The organism is Xanthobacteraceae bacterium (assembly GCA_019454205.1).
GTDB lineage: Bacteria > Pseudomonadota > Alphaproteobacteria > Rhizobiales > Xanthobacteraceae.
In genome coordinates this window covers 1,808,914-1,828,463 of the sequence record CP075369.1, presented here as the reverse complement: position 1 = coordinate 1,828,463, position 19,550 = coordinate 1,808,914, and the positions used below count along the sequence as shown (strand labels likewise).

At 62.9% G+C, this 19,550-nt stretch carries 22 protein-coding genes; 11 read left to right on the top strand and 11 right to left on the bottom strand.

Annotated features, from left to right (window positions below; all coding sequences use genetic code 11):
* Positions 1 to 66: 66 nt before the first annotated feature.
* A complete protein-coding gene (locus KF794_09160; GenBank protein ID QYK43968.1) occupies positions 67 to 2,085 on the top strand; it encodes a serine/threonine protein kinase in 2,019 nt (672 codons plus the stop codon).
* 16 nt (positions 2,086 to 2,101) lie between these two features.
* Here the strand turns inward: KF794_09160 and KF794_09155 are convergent, their stop codons facing one another.
* From KF794_09155 to KF794_09140, 4 genes are all read right to left on the bottom strand, one after another.
* Positions 2,102 to 3,262 (bottom strand): L,D-transpeptidase, encoded by a 1,161-nt coding sequence (locus KF794_09155; GenBank protein QYK43967.1) that lies wholly within the window; start codon positions 3,260 to 3,262, stop codon positions 2,102 to 2,104.
* A gap of 168 nt (positions 3,263 to 3,430) precedes the next feature.
* The gene (locus tag KF794_09150; GenBank protein ID QYK43966.1) at positions 3,431 to 4,060 is read right to left on the bottom strand and encodes a transglutaminase-like cysteine peptidase; all 630 of its coding nucleotides are present in this window, start codon (positions 4,058 to 4,060) and stop codon (positions 3,431 to 3,433) included.
* A gap of 245 nt (positions 4,061 to 4,305) precedes the next feature.
* Positions 4,306 to 4,929, bottom strand: coding sequence for a PilZ domain-containing protein (locus tag KF794_09145; protein ID QYK43965.1), 624 nt, complete (start codon positions 4,927 to 4,929; stop codon positions 4,306 to 4,308).
* A gap of 90 nt (positions 4,930 to 5,019) precedes the next feature.
* Positions 5,020 to 5,589 (bottom strand): PAS domain-containing protein, encoded by a 570-nt coding sequence (locus tag KF794_09140; GenBank protein ID QYK43964.1) that lies wholly within the window; start codon positions 5,587 to 5,589, stop codon positions 5,020 to 5,022.
* Between the two features lie 477 nt (positions 5,590 to 6,066).
* On the opposite strand from KF794_09140, the gene KF794_09135 reads away from it, so the two are divergent.
* The gene (locus KF794_09135) at positions 6,067 to 6,717 is read left to right on the top strand and encodes a rhomboid family intramembrane serine protease (GenBank protein QYK46655.1); all 651 of its coding nucleotides are present in this window, start codon (positions 6,067 to 6,069) and stop codon (positions 6,715 to 6,717) included.
* A gap of 79 nt (positions 6,718 to 6,796) precedes the next feature.
* Positions 6,797 to 7,225, top strand: coding sequence for a CBS domain-containing protein (locus tag KF794_09130; protein QYK43963.1), 429 nt, complete (start codon positions 6,797 to 6,799; stop codon positions 7,223 to 7,225).
* Between the two features lie 9 nt (positions 7,226 to 7,234).
* Here the strand turns inward: KF794_09130 and KF794_09125 are convergent, their stop codons facing one another.
* On the bottom strand, positions 7,235 to 8,236 hold the full coding sequence (locus KF794_09125; protein ID QYK43962.1) for a patatin-like phospholipase family protein: 1,002 nt from the start codon (positions 8,234 to 8,236) through the stop codon (positions 7,235 to 7,237).
* Positions 8,237 to 8,362: 126 nt separating this feature from the next.
* Positions 8,363 to 8,749 carry a phosphoribosyl-AMP cyclohydrolase gene (gene hisI / locus KF794_09120; protein ID QYK43961.1) on the bottom strand — a complete coding sequence of 129 codons (387 nt, stop codon included), beginning with the start codon at positions 8,747 to 8,749 and terminating at the stop codon, positions 8,363 to 8,365.
* 79 nt (positions 8,750 to 8,828) lie between these two features.
* Between hisI and KF794_09115 the strand changes: the two genes are divergently transcribed.
* On the top strand, positions 8,829 to 9,266 hold the full coding sequence (locus KF794_09115) for a hypothetical protein (protein ID QYK43960.1): 438 nt from the start codon (positions 8,829 to 8,831) through the stop codon (positions 9,264 to 9,266).
* A 74-nt stretch (positions 9,267 to 9,340) separates the two neighbouring features.
* Here KF794_09115 and folE read toward each other — a convergent pair whose 3' ends face one another.
* Positions 9,341 to 9,982 carry a GTP cyclohydrolase I FolE gene (folE, locus tag KF794_09110; protein ID QYK46654.1) on the bottom strand — a complete coding sequence of 214 codons (642 nt, stop codon included), beginning with the start codon at positions 9,980 to 9,982 and terminating at the stop codon, positions 9,341 to 9,343.
* A gap of 330 nt (positions 9,983 to 10,312) precedes the next feature.
* Here folE and KF794_09105 point away from each other — a divergent pair, with 330 nt between their 5' ends.
* The gene (locus KF794_09105) at positions 10,313 to 10,765 is read left to right on the top strand and encodes an iron-sulfur cluster assembly scaffold protein (GenBank protein QYK43959.1); all 453 of its coding nucleotides are present in this window, start codon (positions 10,313 to 10,315) and stop codon (positions 10,763 to 10,765) included.
* 42 nt (positions 10,766 to 10,807) lie between these two features.
* The gene (gene yidD / locus KF794_09100) at positions 10,808 to 11,173 is read left to right on the top strand and encodes a membrane protein insertion efficiency factor YidD (GenBank protein QYK43958.1); all 366 of its coding nucleotides are present in this window, start codon (positions 10,808 to 10,810) and stop codon (positions 11,171 to 11,173) included.
* Positions 11,174 to 11,179: 6 nt separating this feature from the next.
* Here the strand turns inward: yidD and KF794_09095 are convergent, their stop codons facing one another.
* On the bottom strand, positions 11,180 to 11,668 hold the full coding sequence (locus tag KF794_09095) for a helix-turn-helix transcriptional regulator (GenBank protein QYK43957.1): 489 nt from the start codon (positions 11,666 to 11,668) through the stop codon (positions 11,180 to 11,182).
* Between the two features lie 79 nt (positions 11,669 to 11,747).
* Here KF794_09095 and KF794_09090 point away from each other — a divergent pair, with 79 nt between their 5' ends.
* Together KF794_09090 and thrS are read left to right on the top strand one after the other, a co-directional pair.
* Positions 11,748 to 12,584, top strand: a complete 837-nt coding sequence (locus tag KF794_09090) for a dienelactone hydrolase family protein (GenBank protein QYK43956.1) — start codon at positions 11,748 to 11,750, stop codon at positions 12,582 to 12,584.
* Positions 12,585 to 12,702: 118 nt separating this feature from the next.
* Positions 12,703 to 14,676, top strand: coding sequence for a threonine--tRNA ligase (thrS, locus tag KF794_09085; GenBank protein QYK43955.1), 1,974 nt, complete (start codon positions 12,703 to 12,705; stop codon positions 14,674 to 14,676).
* Here the strand turns inward: thrS and KF794_09080 are convergent, their stop codons facing one another.
* A complete protein-coding gene (locus tag KF794_09080; GenBank protein QYK43954.1) occupies positions 14,677 to 15,705 on the bottom strand; it encodes a hypothetical protein in 1,029 nt (342 codons plus the stop codon).
* A gap of 122 nt (positions 15,706 to 15,827) precedes the next feature.
* Here KF794_09080 and KF794_09075 point away from each other — a divergent pair, with 122 nt between their 5' ends.
* Positions 15,828 to 16,391 (top strand): nitroreductase, encoded by a 564-nt coding sequence (locus KF794_09075; protein QYK43953.1) that lies wholly within the window; start codon positions 15,828 to 15,830, stop codon positions 16,389 to 16,391.
* Positions 16,392 to 16,401: 10 nt separating this feature from the next.
* Entirely contained in the window at positions 16,402 to 17,007 is a 606-nt protein-coding gene (locus KF794_09070) for a flavin reductase family protein (protein ID QYK43952.1), read from the top strand.
* On the opposite strand, the gene KF794_09065 is transcribed toward KF794_09070, so the two are convergent.
* Complete coding sequence (locus KF794_09065) at positions 17,008 to 17,877, bottom strand: CoA ester lyase (GenBank protein ID QYK43951.1); 870 nt, start codon at positions 17,875 to 17,877, stop codon at positions 17,008 to 17,010.
* A 10-nt stretch (positions 17,878 to 17,887) separates the two neighbouring features.
* Positions 17,888 to 18,376, bottom strand: coding sequence for a MaoC family dehydratase (locus tag KF794_09060; GenBank protein QYK43950.1), 489 nt, complete (start codon positions 18,374 to 18,376; stop codon positions 17,888 to 17,890).
* A 117-nt stretch (positions 18,377 to 18,493) separates the two neighbouring features.
* Here KF794_09060 and KF794_09055 point away from each other — a divergent pair, with 117 nt between their 5' ends.
* Positions 18,494 to 19,537 (top strand): lytic transglycosylase domain-containing protein, encoded by a 1,044-nt coding sequence (locus KF794_09055; protein QYK43949.1) that lies wholly within the window; start codon positions 18,494 to 18,496, stop codon positions 19,535 to 19,537.
* The last annotated feature ends 13 nt before the right edge of the window (positions 19,538 to 19,550 follow it).

The following is a 19,550-nucleotide window of genomic DNA, read 5'->3' as shown; positions in this document are numbered from 1 at the left end:
TCCGTTTTACTGCCCTGTTTCCCCGCCGCCAGAATGCGCTAGCATCGGCGGCGAGGGAGAGGGGTCTTGTCTCGCCAGTTCTTTTCGACGCTGCCGCCGGGTACGCTCATCGCCGGTTACGAGATTGTGCGTCCGCTCGGACAGGGCGGCTTCGGCATCACCTACGAAGCCTATAACAAAATCGCCAAGCGGCGCGTCGCCATCAAGGAGTTCTTTCCGAGCGCGCTGGCTTCGCGCGATGGCGCCACGCAGGTCGTGTTCTTCGGCAAGGACGACTCCGTATTCCGCTCGGCGCTGGATCGTTTCGAGAAATCGACTTCCGCGCTTGCCGACCTCCAGCACAAGAATATTCTCGATGTGCTGAATTACGTCTCGGCGCACGGCACCGGCTACATGATCATGGAACTGGTGGACGGGGACACGTTCCTCGACTGGCTGCGCAATAAAGAGTCCGGCATGCCGGAAATCGGGGAGTTGCAATCCATCCTCGAGCCGGTCTGCGACGCGCTGGAATATGTTCACGCGCGCAATACGCTGCATCGCGATGTCGCCCCCGACAACATCATGATCCGCAAGAACGGTCAGCCGGTGCTGATCGACTTCGGTGCGATGAAGGTGATCGAGAGCGATACGCGGCTAAAACTAGGCAGTGCGGAACACGCAATCAGCAGCCAGATTACGTTCAAGCCGAATTATTCCTCTCCGGAACAGGTGGCGGGCAAGGCACTGGATGCCAGCAGCGACGTCTATTCGCTGGCTGCGGTGCTCTATCGCGCGGTGACCGGCAGGCCGCCGGAAGACGCTATGAAGCGCCGCAATAATCTGATCGACGGCGAGGGCGATCCTTACGTTCCAGTGCGCGAAAAGAATCCGGACGTGCCGCAAGCGCTGGCTTCGGCCATCGACCGCGCGCTGACGCTTCGCCGCGAAGATCGAATGGCGACTGTCAGCGAGCTTCGCGCCGCGTTGATGTCGGTGAAAGGTGACGATGGCGGCGAGACGATTCCGGGTGTGAAAAAGAAGATCCCGCAGCAGGAAACGCCGCCACCGCCTCCACCTGCAACGCCGGAGCGCATCGTCTCCGGCGGGAACGGATTGCCGCCGCAGGGTAGCGGCATGCCGCCATCGGCGGGTGAGCGCCGGTTTGGCTGGCCTGCCATCGCGGCGGTGATCGGCGCGATTGCGTTGCTGTTGTTCGCGGGCGTCTATTCCTATCGTGAAGGATTATTCTCCGGCACGACGCGCGTTTCAGAATTGCCGAAGCCGGAGCCGCAGCCCCTTCCGCAGCCGAAGCCCGAAGCGCTGCCGCCGCTGGCGGAAGGCCATGCCTATTGCCGCAGCCGTCACGGGCAGCAATCGTTCGCAGTCGAGGTCGTCGCGGACAAGAACCATCCGTTCCGGTGCGATTGCGGCGGTGGCTTTGTCTGGAACGATGCGCGCACGCTTTGCGTGCAGCCGAAGCCGGCACGGACGATTGCGGACGGGCATCCGTATTGCCGCAGCCGGTTTGGCGAGTTCGCTGTCGCGGTTCGCGTCAATGACAGCGAAGCAAATCCTTACGAATGCGGATGCCGCGCCGAGTACTCCTTCAATCCGTCGCAAACGCAATGCCGCTTAACGCCGACGCTCGAGCGCGGTCATGCTTTCTGCCGCCAGCAATACGGGAATGCGCAGGCGGTGTCGGTCAACCATGCGCAGGAACAACCGTATGCCTGCTCCTGTTCGGGAAACCATATCTGGAACGATGCGCGTACTTATTGCGTCGCGCCGCCACCGCCGCGGCAGACCTTGGCCAATCGTCTCGTCGCAGGAGGGCGTTGGGCGGTCAGCGGCAATTGCCAGACGCCGCGGGATACATACACCGCACGAATTTCCGGAAGCAATTTCATCTGGCGAGACGGTCTTGGCCGCGAATATGTCGAAGCCATCGAGTATAACGGCGACGACGAACTCCGGACGAGAACGATAAACTCTCCCGATCCAAAAGACATCGGGGCGCTATGGAGCTATGTCAGCTTCGGCGACAACGACATTAGCGTAAGAAAGAACGGAAGAGTCGTCGCTGCCACGCTGCGGTGCAGGTAGAAAAGGTGATGCGGCTCTAGCGGAAAAACGGGAAGAACGATTGCCCCGCCGTTTCGCGCTCGCGTTCGCGCGGCGAGCGCAGCTCGATTGGCGGCGGGTTCACGTAAGCTCGCGCCTTGTTGGTCTTCGCATCGCCGAGGTTGCGATAGCCCTTCTCCTCGAAATAGATGAAGAACTTCGCTTGCTGCGGAATCCACCAGCGCGAAAGTTTCGCCGCATAACGGCTGAGCCGCACGCAGCCGAGGCTTACCGGCGAACCGAAGGTGCCGCCGGAATCGAGGCCGCCGGCGATCTGGTGGATGCCGTTCGCGCGCTCGCCCTTGTAGCCTTTCTCCGGAAGGAAATGCAGGAAGTTCGGCATCTCGATCGGGCGGCCGCCGTTCTCGAACATGGCGATATGTGCGCGCCCGCCGCCCATGCGCTCGTCGCGTTTCGCGTCGGCTGGCGTGTAGCGGCGATCCGAACTCCAGTTGCGGTTCGCGATGTAATTGATCGGTGCGTAGTAGTTGTTGTTCGGCTTCTGGATCCAGCGGCTCGATGAAGTCAGGAAGCGGTAGACCAGCTTCGGCTTGCCGTCGACGATTTCGCAGTAGTTCAGCGTCTGGCCGATGCAGTAGCCGGAATGGACGCGCGCCTTCACGATCGGGTCGGTCTTGAAGCGATGTACCTGCGCGACGTAATTCTTCAGGTCCTCGATCTCGATGGCGAGCGCCGCGGCTTCTTCCGGCTTCTCGACCGAGGCGAGGATGACCTGTGGGTTCTCTTTCTCAAGCGCAATCAGGTCGATGCCGCGCGCGGATGCGATGGCGCGCAGCTTCGGAAATTCGCTCAGGTCCTCGATCCGCGAGAAGTGTTCCTCCACGCCGCGGCAAAAGCCGTTCTCGTCGGCGGTGTTGAAGTCCGCAACGATGTAGCGGTTACGCAGATGCGCCGCGAGTTTCTCGTTTTCGTTGCGCACCGCGCTCAGCGGAAAGAAATCGCTGGTTTTCGGGTCTTTGAGTTTCTCGAAGGGGATGCGGCAGGGCGCGTCGATTTCGTCGTTGCCGAGATCGTGAACGGCGGCGGGCAGGTAATCCGGCAGCGGGATTTGTTTGGCGTCCGGCGTGCTCTGCGCACCCGCAGGAGCCGCGGCGAAATGCAGGGCGGCGAGAGCCAGGATCAGTGACGGTGCGCGCATACCATTCCCCAACAGCCGGTTCCTTTTTAGCATCAAACGTTCTCCGGAATCCCACCATGCACAAAAAAGTGAGGCCGGCTTCGGGGGGACGAAGCCGGCCTCCGCATGTCCGGTCAGGGGACGGGGAGGGGTGGGGACGTGACCGGGCCTGCGTTTCCTTGTTTCTCGTTATCGTGCCGCGACGAACGGCGTGGGGCGGTCGTCGCCGAGCGCAACCCAGAGATTCGGGTCGGTCTGCGACTGGCGCTTGATGTAGCGGTATCCGGTTTCAGCCCAGGGCAGGACTTCCTCGACCTGGTTGTCGAGAATGAACTCGCCCTTGTCGGTGCGAACCGTGAGCACCGAGTGGCCTTCGCCCTTCTTGTCGCGGACGACGGTGATCAGCAGCGCCGAGCGCGGCCAGCCCAATTCCATGAGCATGCGGCGCTTGAGCAGAACGTAGTCCTCGCAATCGCCGTAACCGTCTTCCGGATAGGTCCAGTGCTCGACCACGCCGTAGTGTTCGAGGTCCGTCATCGGCTTGATGCGCTCGTTGACGAAACGGTTGATGCGATCGAGTTCGCGGCGCGCGGCAACGGTGTATTGGATATCGCGCGCGCTGACGCGCGGCACGTTGCATTCCCACGGGCGCTTTTCGCAGAACTGCACCCAGCCGATCGGCGGACGCGAACTGTCGCCGACCGCGACGAACTGCATGCGCTTCTGCTGCTGCGCGTGCGCGGTGCCCGTGAAAAAGATGGCGGCAAGCGCGGTCAAAACAACCGCCACTGGCGCCTTGTACGCCTGATACGCAACCATTGAACGCCCCAAACCCGTTTTTCTTGTTGGGGCGATACTGACAGACAGCTTTTGAGGTTCGTCTAATTCGCGCCGCGAAACTCGCGGCTTTGTTTTCGAAAATTGTTTCGTAATTTTCCGAAAACCAGAATCGAATTTGATTCAAATTTGAATCATTCGCGCACTTGTTGCGATGGCACAGCATGAAAACGAAAAAGCCGCCCGGTGCGGGCGGCTTTCTGGAGGATTTTCGTTTTCGCGGACGTTCACATTTCGTTGACGCTGATGTTCTGTTCCAGTGCGTCGGTGGTCTGAACCCGGGTGAATTCGATTGCAAAGCCCTGCTCGATGTGACGCACCACGCGGCCCGGCGTCTTGCCGAGTACGACCGGGGTGCCGACCGGCGGCTTGTCGCGCGTCTGCACAGCGGCGCCGGAGAGCGAAACGTCGAGGACGCGCGCGGGCACCACTTCGCCGCCCGGCAGCGTGAGGGTGGAGCGCGGGTTGCGCAGCGTGAAGCGTTCGTGGCGGCGGTCTTCGGGCAGTCCGAGCGAATTGCGGTTGGCGAACCAGGTGAGCTGGTCGGCGAGCTTGTCGCGGCGGCGGATCGTGCCCTGCACGGTCATCGCGAAGCCGTTCTCGAACAGGCGCACGCAATGGCCTTCGAGGCGGCCGATATGATCGATGTAGGCGACCACGGGTTCGCCGGGACGCGGCAATGCGGGTGCGATCAGCGCCGCGCCGCCCGGCGACATGTCGAGCGTGCGGCAGGTGAATTCGCGCCGGTCGGCCAGCATGTAGCGGCCGGTCAGATCGACTTTCACGCGCTGGCTGCGGCGGCGTTCCTGATTACGAGGAACAATGGCCGCTGCTGGATTGAGTTGACGCATGATTTTGCCGGGTTTCGCGCTGAAGTGCGTAAAACCTACGGGAGCGTTGGTTAACGGCCCGTATCGGGACGAGGCCGTTTTCAGGCAGGGTTAATCCGTTCCGCTATGAACCAGACGCAGGTGCGCGCGGGCGGGGCGGGGTGCGCTGGGCGCAAGCGTCGCCTCGCCATCTTCCCGATGCAGGCGCAGCGAGCGGATGCGCAGTTCGCCAAGTGGGTGGGAGCCGACCCAGTAGGGCACCTCCAGCGGGGCCAGTATTCCGAGCATTCGTGCATGGCTGTCACCACGGTAACGCAGGGGCAGAAGCAGGAGTTCCATCTCGATGCTCTGGCCCTGTTCCGTTTCGCCGATCACGGCGGCAATGCCCGGAACGGCCTCGGAAGCGGTTTCGTCCAGCAAAGCAAGCAGTGCCGCGCGGTCGGTGCGGGCGAACAGGCTGACGAAGCTCTTGCCCCGGACCTCCTTGCCGAGCAGGGCGCACAAACGGGTTCCCGCCAGGCGCACCTTGAAGCGCTCGAACCCGCCGCCTTCCAGCAGCACGATGTCGCCGAGCAGGCGGCCGATCTGGCCCGGCTCGATTTCGCTGCGCTCCGGCGCGGGGCGACCGCGGCGAAGCCTGTCCCAATACGCATGGAGCGCGCGGGCAGATGGATGTCTCATAACGCTATTCCCCACTCCGGTTCTCACCCGTCGCAAGACGGGACGGTGCCACGGAGCAGGAGCAGGCGCTGTGCCGGGAATGGAACCATCAACAGCCCCCGGCAGGTAGGGTTAACGCAGGCTTTCGGTTTTGCTCCCGGTTCAATCGGCTATGGTGGGAATGGCTCAAGGCTCTCGCGAATTCGCGGCTCCCGCCGCCGGCCGTCGGTGACGACGGCGGTCAACAAAGGGGAGCGGCGCAAACTGAAGACAAGTTTTCTGGGACGTGACCGGCCCGCGAAATGGGGATTTTCGCGGGCCATTTCTTTTGTGGCGCCCGCGTCCTTGCGTAATCTTGCCGATGTGGATGCCGCCCTCTAAGGGAGGCGGGTGAATTACGCGAATTTCCCGCCGGAAGCGCGTCAGCGCGAGCCGGTTTTCAATCTCCCGCCCGCACTCGCCGTTCTGCTCGTGCTGCTGGTCGCGATCCATATCGCGATGTGGGCGATCGAGGAGTGGGGCGGACGCGAAGCCTACGGCAACGCACTGGCCTGGCTCGCGTTCTGGCCGCCCCGCTACAACGGCATGATCGCGGTGCCGGGTGCATTGCCCGGCGGGTTTGCGGCCGATGTCTGGACCTTCGTCACGTACGCACTGTTGCACGGCAACATGCTGCATCTCGTCTTCAATCTGTTGTGGATGCTTGCCTTCGGCAGCGCCGTGGCGTGGCGCTTCGGTACCGCACGCTTTCTGTTGTTCTGTGCGGTGACCGCGGCGGCGGGCGCAGGCGTGCATCTGCTCACCAATTTCCAATCTATGCTGCCACTGGTGGGCGCTTCGGCGGCGATTTCCGGTCTGATGGCGGCCTCGATGCGCTTCGCGTTCGAGGCGGGCGGACCCTTGAGCGCGTTCCGCATGAAGGGCCGTCAGGCTTTTCTGGTGCCGGCACTGCCGTTGTTTGCGGCACTGCGCAATCCGCAGGTACTTATTTTCCTTGCGGTCTGGTTCGCGCTGAACCTGATGTTCGCCCTGACGTCCGTGTTCGACGGCGGCGGCGACGTCGCCTGGCAAGCACATATCGGCGGTTTTATCGCCGGGCTGCTGTTATTCCCGCTGTTCGATCCGGTGCCGCGGCCCGTTTATCACTGATACATCCGGGCTTGCCGGTTTCGCAGTTTCAGCCAATCATGGTGCGGCGTCCTCTCGTCGGACAGAGCCGGAGATTGCCATGACCGTACGCCGGATTCTCAACTTCAAAGGATCGGACGTTGTTACCGTCGCGCCGAATGTTTCGTTGCACGAAGCGATTTCGTTGCTGACGAAACACCAGATTGGCGCGCTGGTCGTAACCGATAACGGCACGGTTCTCGGCGTGCTCTCGGAGCGCGACGTCGTGCGGCTGCTCTCAAACAAGGATACCAACCGCTTCGACAATCCGGTGTCGTCGGCGATGACGAAGGATGTCAAGAACTGCACGCCGGAAGACAGCATCCAACAGCTCATGCATGTGATGACAATGGGACGCTTCCGTCACATGCCGGTCGTCGAGAACGGCAAGCTGGCAGGCGTCATCTCCATCGGCGACGTGGTGAAGCTGCGTCTTGAGGAAATGGAACGCGAAAGCGAACACCTCAAGAATTATATCGCGACTGCCTAGACAGCGCAGTTACGCGCTGAGTCTTGCGACCGTTTCCATGATGTCGCCGAGCGCGCGTTCGGCAGCTTCCTCGCCGGCCTTGATCGACTCTTCCGCGCGATAGAATTCGAACAATCCGACGTTGTTCAACCGGGGCGAGATCATCACGTCCGGCGGATCGCCGGCAAGGCGTGAGCGCGAGATGCGGTCCTGCGTGATGTTGAAAGCGTGCATCATCACACGCGAAATTCCCCGCGGGCCGTCGTCTGCCGGAGAGGAGACGCGCGGCTTCATGCCGAACATACGGCGGACCACGCCACGCGGAGCTTCTGCGGGCTGGGGAAGCGAAACCGCATCCGGTTCGTCGCTGCCGTTGTTCTGGATCACTGTGCCCTTACCGAACACATCCGAGTGCAGGTTGACCGCAATCACTACGCGAGCACCGAGCGCGCGTGCCGCCGAAACCGGAATCGGATTCACCAGCGCACCGTCTACCAGCCAGCGTCCGCCGATCTTGATCGGCGTGAAGATGCCGGGCAGGGCGTAGCTTGCCCGCATAGACTGGATCAGGTTGCCGCGGGTCAGCCAGATTTCGTGTCCGGAAGAAAGCTCGGTCGCGATCGCGGCGTAGCGCAGCGGCAGATCCTCGATGCTGGTTTCGCCGAAATTGAGTGAGAGGATGTTCGCGAGGCGGCGGCCGGAAATCAGCCCGTTGCCGCCAATGCGCCAGTCGAGAAACCCGAACATGCGGCGCTTGGTCATCGAGCGCGCGAAGTCTTCCAACTCGTCGAGGCGGTTTGCGGCCCATGCGCCGCCCGCCAGCGCGCCCATCGAAGTGCCGGCAATGACGTCGGGCTTGATGCCGGCTTTGTTGAGCGTGCGGAGGATGCCGATATGCGCCCAGCCGCGCGCGGCGCCGCCACCGAGCGCAAGCCCGATACGGGGCTTGATCTGCTTTGGCTCTTGCCGGTCGACCGGATGGCTCTCGACCGGGCGGTCGTTACTGTCGCGGGAAAAAACCTTCAGAAGCATTTGGCCCTCAACGCCTGCAATTCAGGAGGTGTTCCTGCCTTAACTCCAAAAATCGTCGCTGCACCGCACCTTTATGACCGACAACCTTGGCAGGATCGCGTCATGCGTAGCCGGGCGCAAGAGCGCCTATTTCGCTAGCGAGAGGGCCGGCTTGCCGTCTTTCAGCGTTAGCACCCGGTAGAAACAGGAGCGGCGTCCGGTGTGGCAGGCCTTGCCGTCGCCTTCCGCCGTGACGCGCAGGAGAATCGCATCCTGATCGCAGTCCACCCGGATTTCCCTGACGCGAAGTACGTTGCCGCTGGTCTCGCCCTTCTTCCACAGGCTCTTGCGCGAACGCGACCAGAACCACGCTTCTCCCGATTCCAGCGTCCGCCGGAGCGCTTCCTCGTTCATGTGCGCGAGCATTAGCACTTCGCCGCTCTCCGCATCGGCGGCGATGGCGGTGACGAGGCCGTTTTGGTCGTAGCGGGGGCGGAAAGCGAGGCCTTCCTCAAGTTCGGTGTTGGCGCTCATGCGGTAACCTGGTCGTGTCTGGAGTGTTTGCGCGTGTCGTGACACCTTCTAGCAGATGGGACACGCTAAGGGGGCCGGAATGAAATTCAGGGCGTTCGCGATGTCAGCGGTGATGCTCGTGGCAACTTTGCCTGTGCAAGCGCAAAGCGCCGCCGAAGTGCTGCGCGAGGCGGGAATCGAAGGCACATGGTCGGTGAACTGTTCCGTGCCGCCCGGCGATCGCAACGGTCACCACACCTACATCTATGAAGGCGGCGGTGTTCGCGAGGCGCGCGATTTCGGCAATTCCCGCGACTCGAGCGACGTGATCCGCGCGCGCATCTTCGACGACGGCACGCTCGAAATCGTAACCCGCAATCCGCAGTTTACGTGGCGTGTCGTGTACCGGCGGCTCGGCGACGGAAAAATCCGCGCGATCACCAGTGGGGAAGAGGGCGGTACGAACCGGCTGACGATCCAGAACGGCCGTTTCCTTCACAACGGCAATGAGACGCAGGCGCTGGTTCGCTGCAACTGACATTCGCTGACTCCAAAAATCAAAAGCCCCGGCTTGAGGCCGGGGCTTTTTCGTTTCGTCTCTCGCTTGAGCGATCAGTCCTTGCGGCTGCCGCGCACCAGCGTGAAGAAGCGAACCTGCTCGGCCGGATCGTCGCGGAAGACGCCCGTGAACTGGGTGGTGACGGTCGATACGCCCTGGCGCTGCACGCCGCGCATCGCCATGCACATATGCTCGGCTTCGATCATCACGGCGCAACCGCGCGGCTTCAGGTGCTCGTCGATCGCGTCGGTGATCTGCGAGGTGAGGTGTTCCTGCGTCTGCAAGCGGCGGCCGAAGATCTCGATCAGGCGCGAGAACTTCGAGAGACCGACAACACGCTCGACCGGGAAGTACGCGATATGCGCCTTGCCACTCATCGGCATGATGTGGTGCTCGCAGTGCGAGAAGAACGGAATGTCGCGAACGACAACGAGGTCGTCGAACGTACCGATCTCGCCGAAGGTGCGGCCGAGAATCTCTTCCGGGGTTTCGCCGTAACCGCCGAAAACTTCCTCGTATGCCTTCACCATGCGGCGCGGCGTATCGAGCAGGCCCTCGCGGTTCGGGTTGTCGCCGATCCATGCGATCAGCGTGCGGGCAGCAGCCTCCGCCTCTTCACGAGAGGGGCGCTTCACCGGCGATAAATCTGGTGCTGCATCCGCCTGCTTCAGCAGCGACGTGACGACGGCATCCATCTTGGTCTTCTCCATTCGATCCGGAAGACGCCCGTCTTCCGGTGGCTATTCCAGTTTTGCAGTCCGGCCTCCGGGCGGAGGGTCGGCTATGCAGGAGGCACATTTCTTCTCATTGGCCGGGCACCTTCCAACCCGACCGAACCCGTCCTATTTTTCCGGGGTAAGCGACTTGCGTTTGACGCCTTGTTGGCAGTTTCCCGAAACTTGCCGCCTTCTTACGGGCGGCCAGCACTCGAGAGAACATGCACCCCCGTACATTAGTTCCCGCAAGCCGTGAAGAAATGTGGTGTTCGATTGAGGCAATTTCGCGGAGTATGACAAGGCCGGACCATGCTTAACGACGTCTACAATCGCCGCATCCTGGAGCTGGCCGCCGATATTCCGCGGATCGGGCGGCTATCCGATCCGGGGGCTTCCGCCACCGCCCATTCCAAGCTGTGCGGGTCGACGGTCACGGTCGATCTCAAGATGGACGGGGATACCGTTACCGACTTCGCCCACGATGTCCGCGCCTGCGCGCTCGGTCAGGCTTCTTCGTCGATCATGGCGCGGCATGTCGTTGGGGCGAAAGCCTCGGAATTGCGCGATATCCGCGACCAAATGTACCGGATGCTGAAGGAGAACGGCCCGACGCCGGGTGGCGAGTGGGCCGACCTTGCAGTGCTGGAGCCGGTCCGGGATTACAAAGCGCGGCACGCTTCCACGTTGCTGACCTTCGATGCGGTGGTGGACGCCATCGGCCAGATCGAGAAGACCAGAGACGCCACCAAGGCCGCCGGTTAGCCCGCTGCTGCATTGCGGCGTTACGCGGCGAAATGGAATTTGATGGACGCCCACCGGCCCGAATGCACGCACGGAGCGAAGGAGCGGGGCTTTCCCCTGCGCTGGCGCCAGCCGGTGACGAGTGCGATGCGGCTTCTCGTCCTCGGCTACCGCTATAGCCTTTCGCTGCTGATGGGACGGCGCTGCCGCCATCTGCCGACCTGCTCGGAATATGCCGACGAGGCACTGGCGCGGCATGGCGCATGGGCCGGAGGCTGGATGTCGCTGGCGCGGATCGTGCGCTGTAACCCGTGGGGGTCCGCCGGCCTCGATTTCGTACCCGCCGCTTTGCCTGACTGCGCAAGCTGGTACACGCCGTGGCGCTACGGGCGCTGGAGCGGGACGAACGAAGTGCCGCCGGCGAAATAGCGCGCGCTATTTTTTCTTCGGCGGTTTCGGGGCCTTGCCGTCGATCCGCATTTCGATTTCGGACGGCTTCACCGCCCGGCCTTTGGCGTCGATGTAGCCCACCGAAATCCTGTCGCCGGTTTCCTTCGTATGAAGCGTCAGCGGCGAACTGCCTTCGCCCAGCCAAACATCTCCCCACGCGGTCATGGCCATGAAGGGCAGGGTGAGCGTCCGTCCCATTTCGGTCAGCCAATATTCGGTACGCGGGCGCTGGCCGTCCTCGCGATATTCGCGCCGCTCCATGATGCCGCTTTCGACCAGGCCGGCGAGGCGGGCGCTGAGAACGCTGCGCGGAATGTCGATGTCGGCCTGAAAGTCGTCAAAGCGGCGCAGGCCGTACAGCGCCGAGCGCAGGATCAGGAGCGACCAGCGGTCGCCGATCAGCTCGAAACTTTTTGCGAGATTGCAGCGCCGCACCGGCACGGGCGAGCGGCGGACGAGGGGCACTTCGGTCATCCGGATATTTTACCTGAGTTGCAATTCCATATCCAGATGTTAGTCTGAGTCCATAAAATGAACTTAAACGGAGGCGGCAATGGGCGGAGCGTCAGCGGCAAGGAGCGTGAAGGTGGACGATCCGCTCGACGATTTCTCCGCGCGCGAGATCACGCTCAATGGCGCGGCCAAGCGGGTCTATGTGGCGGGCGAGGGACCGGCGGTAGTCGTGATGACGGAAATGCCCGGCATCAGTCCCCATGTCGCGCGTTTCGCGCGCTGGGTGCGAGACGGCGGGTTTACTGTTTACATGCCCTCGCTGTTCGGGCGCGACGGCGCGCTTGCGACTGCCGAGGAAGGCGCGGAAGTTTTCCGGCGCGCGTGCATGAGCGCCGAGTTTCGCGCGCTTGCCGCTAATCAATCCAGCCCGGTCACGCGCTGGCTCATGGCGCTGGCAAAACTCGCGCACGATGAATGCGGCGGGCCGGGGGTTGGCGCGATCGGCATGTGCTTCACCGGCAACTTCGCGCTGACCATGATGCTGGAGCCGTCCGTGCTGGCGCCCGTGCTGTCGCAGCCGACGCTGCCGCTGAACAATCCCGCCGCGCTGGAAATATCGCCGGAGGAGATCGCCGCCGTCCGCGAGCGGCTCGAGGAGGAAGACCTGACCGTGCTGGCCTATCGCTTCGACGGCGACAAGTTCTGCCAGGCGCAGCGCTTCGCCGCCTATGCCGAAAAGCTCGGCGAGCGCTTCATCCCGCGCGTGCTGCCGGACAGCGCGGCGAACCGCGACCTGCCGCCGTTCTTCGAGCGCTATGTCACGACGCCCCACAGCGTCGTCACCGCGCACCTGATCGACGAGGCCGGGCAGCCGACGGTTGCGGCGCGCGACGAGATCGTCGCTTTCTTCCGCCAGCGGCTTTTCACGCCGCGATAGGGAAGGCGTCGGCCTCCGTTTGCATCCGAATCCGGATTGTAATAATCCAGCGCCAATAAGCATTTCGATTCAAACGTCGCTTACCTGCCTGGTTTGCAGGAGTGAGCAGGAGGACAAGATGGTCACGCTGACCTTTCCCGACGGCGCACGCCGCGAATTTCAAAACGGCATTTCCGGTCTCGACATCGCGAAGGGCATTTCGCCCTCGCTCGCCAAGCGCACGGTCGCGATGGCGCTCGATGGTGAGGTTCTGGACCTCGCCGATCCGATCAACCGTGATGCGAAGATCGAGTTCATCTCGCGCGAGGACCCACGCGCGCTGGAGATGATCCGCCACGACGCGGCGCATGTGATGGCCGAGGCGGTGCAGGAGCTTTTCCCCGGCACGCAGGTCACCATCGGCCCGTCGATCGAGAACGGCTTTTATTACGACTTCTTCCGCAACCAGCCGTTCACGCCGGAAGACTTTCCCGCCATCGAAAAGAAGATGAAGGAGATCATCGCGCGGGACAAACCCTTCACGAAGGAAGTCTGGACGCGCGACAAGGCGAAACAGGTGTTCCGCGACAAGGGCGAGAACTTCAAGGTCGAACTGGTCGAGAGCATTCCCGCCGATCAGGAACTGAAAATCTACAAGCAGGGCGAATGGTTCGATCTCTGCCGCGGCCCGCACATGCCTTCGACCGGCAAGGTCGGCAGCGCCTTCAAGCTGATGAAGGTCGCGGGCGCGTACTGGCGCGGCGATGCCACCAAGCCGATGCTGACGCGCATCTACGGCACCGCGTGGCCGGACCAGAAGCAGCTTGACGATTACCTGCATCGCCTCGAAGAGGCGGAGAAGCGCGACCACCGCAAGCTCGGCCGCGAGATGGATCTCTTACATTTTCAGGAAGAGGGACCGGGTGTCGTATTCTGGCACGCGAAGGGATGGTCGCTGTTCCAGTCCATCGTTTCGTACATGCGCCGCCGACTGCGTGGCGACTACGACGAAGTGAATGCGCCGCAGCTACTCGACAAGGTGCTCTGGGAAACGTCGGGTCACTGGGAGTGGTACCGCGAGAACATGTTCGCGGCGCAGTCTGCGGGAGACGATGCCGAGGACAAGCGCTTCTTCGTGCTGAAGCCGATGAACTGTCCGGGCCACGTGCAGATTTTCAAGCACGGTCTGAAAAGCTATCGCGATCTGCCGATCCGTCTCGCGGAGTTCGGCGTGGTGCATCGCTACGAGCCTTCCGGTGCGATGCATGGGTTGCTGCGCGTACGCGGTTTCACGCAGGACGACGCGCATGTGTTCTGCACGGAAGACCAGCTTGCGGACGAGTGCCTCAAGATCAACGACCTCATTCTCTCGACCTATGACGACTTCGGCTTCACCGGCGAACTGACGGTGAAGCTCTCGACGCGCCCGGAAAAGCGCGTCGGTGCGGATTCGTCGTGGGATCACGCCGAAGCCGTGATGGAGCGCGTGTTGAAGCAGATCGCCGATGCTTCCGGCGGCCGCATCAAGACCGCGATCAATCCAGGCGAGGGCGCGTTCTACGGGCCGAAGTTCGAATACGTGCTGCGCGACGCCATCGGCCGCGACTGGCAATGCGGCACGACGCAGGTGGACTTCAACCTGCCGGAGCGTTTCGGTGCATTCTACATCGACGCAGACGGCGGCAAGAAGACGCCGGTGATGGTGCATCGCGCGATCTGCGGCTCGCTGGAGCGCTTCACCGGCATCCTGATCGAGCATCACACCGGGCATTTCCCGCTGTGGCTCGCGCCGGTGCAGATCAAGGTCTGCACGATCACGCAGGACGCCGACGCCTATGCGGAACAGGTCTTGAAAGCCGCGCGCCGCGCGGGGCTGCGGGCGGAGATCGACCTTCGCAACGAGAAGATCAATTACAAGGTCCGCGAGCATTCGCTCGCGAAGATCCCGGTGCTGCTCGTCGTCGGCAAGAAGGAAGCGGAGGAGAAGACCGTTTCGATCCGCCGCCTCGGTTCGCAGGCGCAATCTTCTATGACGCTTGACGCCGCGTTGAAATCGCTGGTGGATGAATCTCTCGCGCCCGATTTGAAGCGCGAGAAGACGGAAGTGGCGTAACTACTGCCCGCGCGCGGGCTGCGCGTTGGTTGGCGGCGGGATGTTCTCGGCGCGCGCCAGCACTTCCACTTCGCGGTCGCGGCCCGACACCACCTTGAAGTTCGCCTGATAGGTCTTGCCTTCGTGGCGGGCGACCGCGACGTATTCGCCGTCAGCCAATACAATGGACGGAAACGCGCCGATGAACTCCTTGATGGAGTCGCCGCCCGGCGTCAGCACCGACCATGAAGTATTCGCCAGCGCTTCGCCGCCCGCGGCATGGACGAGACGAAGCGTGATCTGTGCCGCGCGGTGATGCACGGTCGCATCGGTGAGGCGGCCCGGCTCGATGCGCACGTCCGCGGTGACGGTCGAATTGCCTTCGCCATAGGTCGATTGCACGTAATAGGTGCCGGCGGGGAGCAGCACGAGATCGCCTGCGATCACGCCGCGCACGACCGGCGGGCGCTCGGAGCGCGCACCGCGCTTCTTCTTATCGTTGATGCTGCCGCGCTGGAGGAACGTGCCCTCGAACACATCGAAGCGCAGTTTCTGCGCCGAGATGTTTGCGTCGCCGACACGGCCGCGCACGCGAAGTCCACCGGCTGCGACGATGACGGTCTCGCGCTTGCTGTCGGTGAGGTCCACGCGCTGCGCGAAGCTCGCGAGGCCGTAGGCGACATGCACGACATATTTCCCCGGCGCGAGATTGAAGTTCGGCGCGGCGTCGGCGGATTCGGTCACCAGCGTCAGCGGTGTCTGGCCGCCGGGGCGCTCGGTGAATACGCGCCAGTGCAGCGAGTGGTTTACGGTCGCGCCGTCCGGCGAGTAGCGCGCGTTCAGGCTTAGCGTCGCTCGGCCTGCGGGGTTTGGCGCAGCAGTTGGTGTCTGCTTGGTAGCAGGCGGCGGTGCGGGCGGCGGCGGGGCCACCGCAGGCGGCGGGTTTGCGGGGCCGGTAAAGGGGAAGAACTGCGCGTCGGCGGTGCCGGAAAGCAGGAGAAGCGCCAGCAGGGCGGGCAGCGGCTTCCGGAAGGGCAGACGGCGGAACATCCGGCCCTTTTAAGCCCGGAAAAGGCGAATGCAAGGCGGAGGGCCGGGCTATGCAAGGCCAAGTCATTGGAGACATTGGTATCCCATGCTACCGCTCGCTCTGCCCCACCTTTGAGCAATCCATGCCAGACGCACTCAAACTCCTCAAAACCCGTGCCTCCTCCCGCGCGCAGGACCTTGCAGAGCCGGCTCCCAGCGACGCGCAACTTCAACAGATGCTGGAAATCGCCGCGCGCGTGCCCGATCACGGCATGATGACGCCGTGGCGCTTTATCGTGCTCTCGAAAGAGAACCGCGCCGCGGTCGTCGAGAAATTGACGAAAAATTTCCGGGCCGGAAATCCAGTAGCGCCGGAGCAGGATGCCGAAAAGCAGAAGCTGCGGTTCGGTGGCAGCCCGGTGATCGTGGTCGTGGTCGCGCGCACTGCGCCGAATCCGAAAGTGCCTGAGATCGAGCAATTGCTGTCCGCTGGCGCGGCCTGCATGAATCTCCTGCACGCCGCGAATGCGCTTGGCTTTGGCGCGAACTGGCTGACCGGCTGGGCCGCATTCGATGCGAGCAGCAAGGAAGTCTTTGGGTTGAAGGACAACGAACAGATCGTGGGCTTCGTCCACATCGGCACGGCGAAGGCTGAACCGTTCCAGCGCCCGCGTCCGAAGCTTTCCGACATCGTCAGCAAGATTTGAGGGCGCACCTTTGTTTTACGAGCCGCCGAAGCGCAACCACGGTTTGCCGCACGATCCTTTCAAGGCCATCATCGCACCGCGCCCCATCGGCTGGATCAGTTCGCTCAGTGCGAAGGGCGAATTGAATCTCGCGCCGTACAGTTTCTTCAACGGTGTCGCGACGTTTCCGCCGATGGTGATGTTCTCGAGCGACTCGCCGAAGGACTCGCTGCATAACATTCGCGAGACCGGTGAATTCGTCTGCTCGCTTGCGACCTGGGATTTGCGCGACGCGATGAACAAGACTTCGCAGGCGGTGCCGGGCAACGTGAACGAGTTCGAGCTTGCGGGGTTGGAAGCGGCGCCGTCGAAACTGGTCAAGCCGCCGCGGGTCGCGGCTTCGCCGGTGGCGCTCGAATGCAAGGCGACGCAGATTCTGCAACTCACCGACGCGAACGGGAACGACATCTCGAACATTGTCGTGTTCGGGCAGGTGATGGGAATTTATATCGACGACCGGTTCCTGAAGAACGGCATCCTCGATACTGCGGGCATGAAGCCGATCGCGCGGTGCGGCTATCGCCAGTATGCGGTCGTCACCGAACTGTTCGAGATGACGCGGCCGGACGAGCGCTGATTATTTCCGCACGCGCGCGAGCAGCCGCTGTGCGCGTTTCAGGTGCGGCTGGTCGAGCATCGCGCCGTCCAGCGAGATGACGCCGGCATTGTTCGCAGTTGCAAAGGCTTCGACCACGCGCTTTGCCTGCGCAATCGCTTCCGCCGAGGGCGTGTAAATCTCGTTGATGACCGGCACCTGATCGGGATGGATCGCCATCTTGCCCGTGAAGCCGTCGCGCCGGCCTTCCAGCGTTTCCTTTCGCAAGCCTTCAATGTTGCGGAAGTTGGCGTAGATGGAATCGATCGGCGGCGTATCCGCATTCACGGCGGCGAGCAGGCATTGCGCACGGGCGAGGCGGTAAGGGTCGGTGTATTCGCCGCGCTCGTCGCGGTTGGTTTCCGCGCCGATGTCCACGGAGAGGTCTTCGCCGCCCCACGTCATGCCGGCGAGCCTCTTGCTGCTGCCGCGGTAATTCGCGAGACCGAAGAGTGCCTGCGCGCTCTCCGTTACCAGCACGAGTATTTTGGTCGCGCCATCGGGAAGCCCGAACATGGCTTCGCGCGCGGTGATCTTGGCATCGAGATGCGCGACGTCCGTGCCGCTCCGGCTTTTCGGAAATAAAATGCCGTCGGGCCGCGCGGGCAGCACCGCGTCGAGGTCGGCGTCCGTCATGCCGGTATCGAGTGCGTTCACGCGCACGAACAGGCGAGGGCGCTGCTCCGCTTTGATGTGCGCGTTCAGGTAGTCGCGCACGACTTCGCGGGCCTTGGCCTTGTTATCAAGCGCGACTGCGTCTTCAAGATCGAGGAGCAGCGCGTCCGCGCCGCTCGCAAGACCCTTTTCGAGCTTGCGCGCACTGTCGCCGGGTACGAACAGATAGGACCGCATCGGACGATTCTTATACGTTGATCTTGCGCTTCAGCATAAAGGCCTGCCGCTTGCACTCGGCCACCAGCTTGCCGTCCTGATTGAAAGTGCGGTGATGGAAATCGACGATGCCGGCGTCGGTCCGTGACTTCGACTCGCGCTTGCCCATGACCTCGGTAGTGCAGTTAACAGTATCGCCCTCGAACAGCGGGTGGGGGAATTTCACGTCGGTCATGCCGAGATTGGCGATTGTCGTGCCGACCGTGGTGTCGTTGACCGAAATCCCGATCATCAGGCCGAGGGTGAACAGCGAGTTCATCAGCGGCTGCCCCCACTGGGTCTCCTTCTCGCAGAAGTCGCGGTCGATGTGCAGCGGCTGCGGGTTCAGGGTCATGTTCGAGAACAGCATGTTGTCCATCTGCGTCACCGTGCGGCGCAAGCGGTGCTCGATCAGGGTGCCGGGCTGAAAGTCCTCGAAATAGAGGCCGCCTCTGGGGTGGCGGCCCTCGCTCTTGTGCATTGCTTCCTCCGGAATCCGGTTTGTTAAGGTTCCGTTTACCATAAAGCGCCAAGTTCCATGCGGGCTTCTCTCCGCACCGCTCCCGGCCGCGGACAAGGCTCCCCGGAACAAGACGCCATGTTCCTCGAAACGCTGCTCGGCACGAAAGAGCGCGTCACAGACGCGATCAAGGCTGCCAGTCAGGCGACCGGCACCAGCTTCGATTATCTCCTGAAAACGGCCGTGCGCGAGTCCGCGCTGGATCCGAAGGCGGCGGCGGCGACGTCCTCCGCGCGCGGGCTGTTCCAGTTCATCGACACCACATGGCTACAGACCGTGAAGGAAGACGGTCCCGCCTTCGGCCTGCGCAACGAGGCGAACGCGATCGAGCGCTCCAGCGACGGCCAGTATTTCGTGCGCGACCCGAAGGTGCGCGCGCAAATCCTGAAGCTGCGCGAGAACCCGGAAATCGCGGCGGTGATGGCCGGCGCGTTCTCGCAACGCAACGCCGCCGAAATCCAGACCGTGCTCGGCCGGCGGCCGACCGCGGGAGAGCTTTACATCGCGCATTTCCTCGGCGCGAACGGCGCGAAGCGCTTTCTCTCGATGCGCATGGCGAACCCGGAGGCGTCTGCGGCAGCGGCGTTCCCCGATGCCGCGCGCGCGAACCGCTCGATCTTCTACGGCCCGAACGGCGCGCGCTCCTTCGATGACGTCTATCGCGTGCTGGTCTCCAAGCACGACAACACCAAACCCGCGACCACGAACATCGCGGTCGCAGGGGTAAACGCACCGGCTAACGCCACCGTCAACAACACGGCGCAGGGCGAGGCGCCGGGCAACAGCCTGTTCAACCGGATCGCGCAGGCATTCGGTCCACGCCGTAACGCAAACGGGCCGACCCGCACCATGCCGCGCACCACGCCGGGATATTTCCCGGTGAGCCAGAACACGCCGCGCATGCAGGCGCGCGCCGATACGCCGCCGCCGGCCGCCGCCACGACCGTGCAGGAAACGACCCAGCAGACGGTGCAGGCCAATGCCTACGCCGCGACCCCGCAGGAAAATATCGGCGACCGTCCGCATTTCCGCGGCCTGTTCCAGAACCAGCAGGCCAACCCGCTCAATCCGAGCGTGCGCGAATTGTGGGGCAACGTGCCGGTGCGTCCGCAGGGCGGCTGAGGCTTCAATCCTT

Excerpts from the sequence above, each read along its gene's own strand:
- KF794_09155 (QYK43967.1), bottom strand. The coding sequence starts at position 3,262 with ATGCGCGCACCGTCACTGATCCTGGCTCTCGCCGCCCTGCATTTCGCC.
- KF794_09105 (QYK43959.1), top strand. The coding sequence starts at position 10,313 with ATGCTTAACGACGTCTACAATCGCCGCATCCTGGAGCTGGCCGCCGAT.
- yidD (QYK43958.1), top strand. The coding sequence starts at position 10,808 with ATGGACGCCCACCGGCCCGAATGCACGCACGGAGCGAAGGAGCGGGGC.
- KF794_09095 (QYK43957.1), bottom strand. The coding sequence starts at position 11,668 with ATGACCGAAGTGCCCCTCGTCCGCCGCTCGCCCGTGCCGGTGCGGCGC.
- KF794_09055 (QYK43949.1), top strand. The coding sequence starts at position 18,494 with ATGTTCCTCGAAACGCTGCTCGGCACGAAAGAGCGCGTCACAGACGCG.
- KF794_09065 (QYK43951.1), bottom strand. The coding sequence starts at position 17,877 with ATGCGGTCCTATCTGTTCGTACCCGGCGACAGTGCGCGCAAGCTCGAA.
- KF794_09145 (QYK43965.1), bottom strand. The coding sequence starts at position 4,929 with ATGCGTCAACTCAATCCAGCAGCGGCCATTGTTCCTCGTAATCAGGAA.
- KF794_09090 (QYK43956.1), top strand. The coding sequence starts at position 11,748 with ATGGGCGGAGCGTCAGCGGCAAGGAGCGTGAAGGTGGACGATCCGCTC.
- KF794_09140 (QYK43964.1), bottom strand. The coding sequence starts at position 5,589 with ATGAGACATCCATCTGCCCGCGCGCTCCATGCGTATTGGGACAGGCTT.
- KF794_09130 (QYK43963.1), top strand. The coding sequence starts at position 6,797 with ATGACCGTACGCCGGATTCTCAACTTCAAAGGATCGGACGTTGTTACC.
- KF794_09075 (QYK43953.1), top strand. The coding sequence starts at position 15,828 with ATGCCAGACGCACTCAAACTCCTCAAAACCCGTGCCTCCTCCCGCGCG.
- KF794_09125 (QYK43962.1), bottom strand. The coding sequence starts at position 8,236 with ATGCTTCTGAAGGTTTTTTCCCGCGACAGTAACGACCGCCCGGTCGAG.
- KF794_09150 (QYK43966.1), bottom strand. The coding sequence starts at position 4,060 with ATGGTTGCGTATCAGGCGTACAAGGCGCCAGTGGCGGTTGTTTTGACC.
- KF794_09135 (QYK46655.1), top strand. The coding sequence starts at position 6,067 with ATGTGGGCGATCGAGGAGTGGGGCGGACGCGAAGCCTACGGCAACGCA.
- folE (QYK46654.1), bottom strand. The coding sequence starts at position 9,982 with ATGGATGCCGTCGTCACGTCGCTGCTGAAGCAGGCGGATGCAGCACCA.
- hisI (QYK43961.1), bottom strand. The coding sequence starts at position 8,749 with ATGAGCGCCAACACCGAACTTGAGGAAGGCCTCGCTTTCCGCCCCCGC.
- KF794_09080 (QYK43954.1), bottom strand. The coding sequence starts at position 15,705 with ATGTTCCGCCGTCTGCCCTTCCGGAAGCCGCTGCCCGCCCTGCTGGCG.
- thrS (QYK43955.1), top strand. The coding sequence starts at position 12,703 with ATGGTCACGCTGACCTTTCCCGACGGCGCACGCCGCGAATTTCAAAAC.
- KF794_09115 (QYK43960.1), top strand. The coding sequence starts at position 8,829 with ATGAAATTCAGGGCGTTCGCGATGTCAGCGGTGATGCTCGTGGCAACT.
- KF794_09060 (QYK43950.1), bottom strand. The coding sequence starts at position 18,376 with ATGCACAAGAGCGAGGGCCGCCACCCCAGAGGCGGCCTCTATTTCGAG.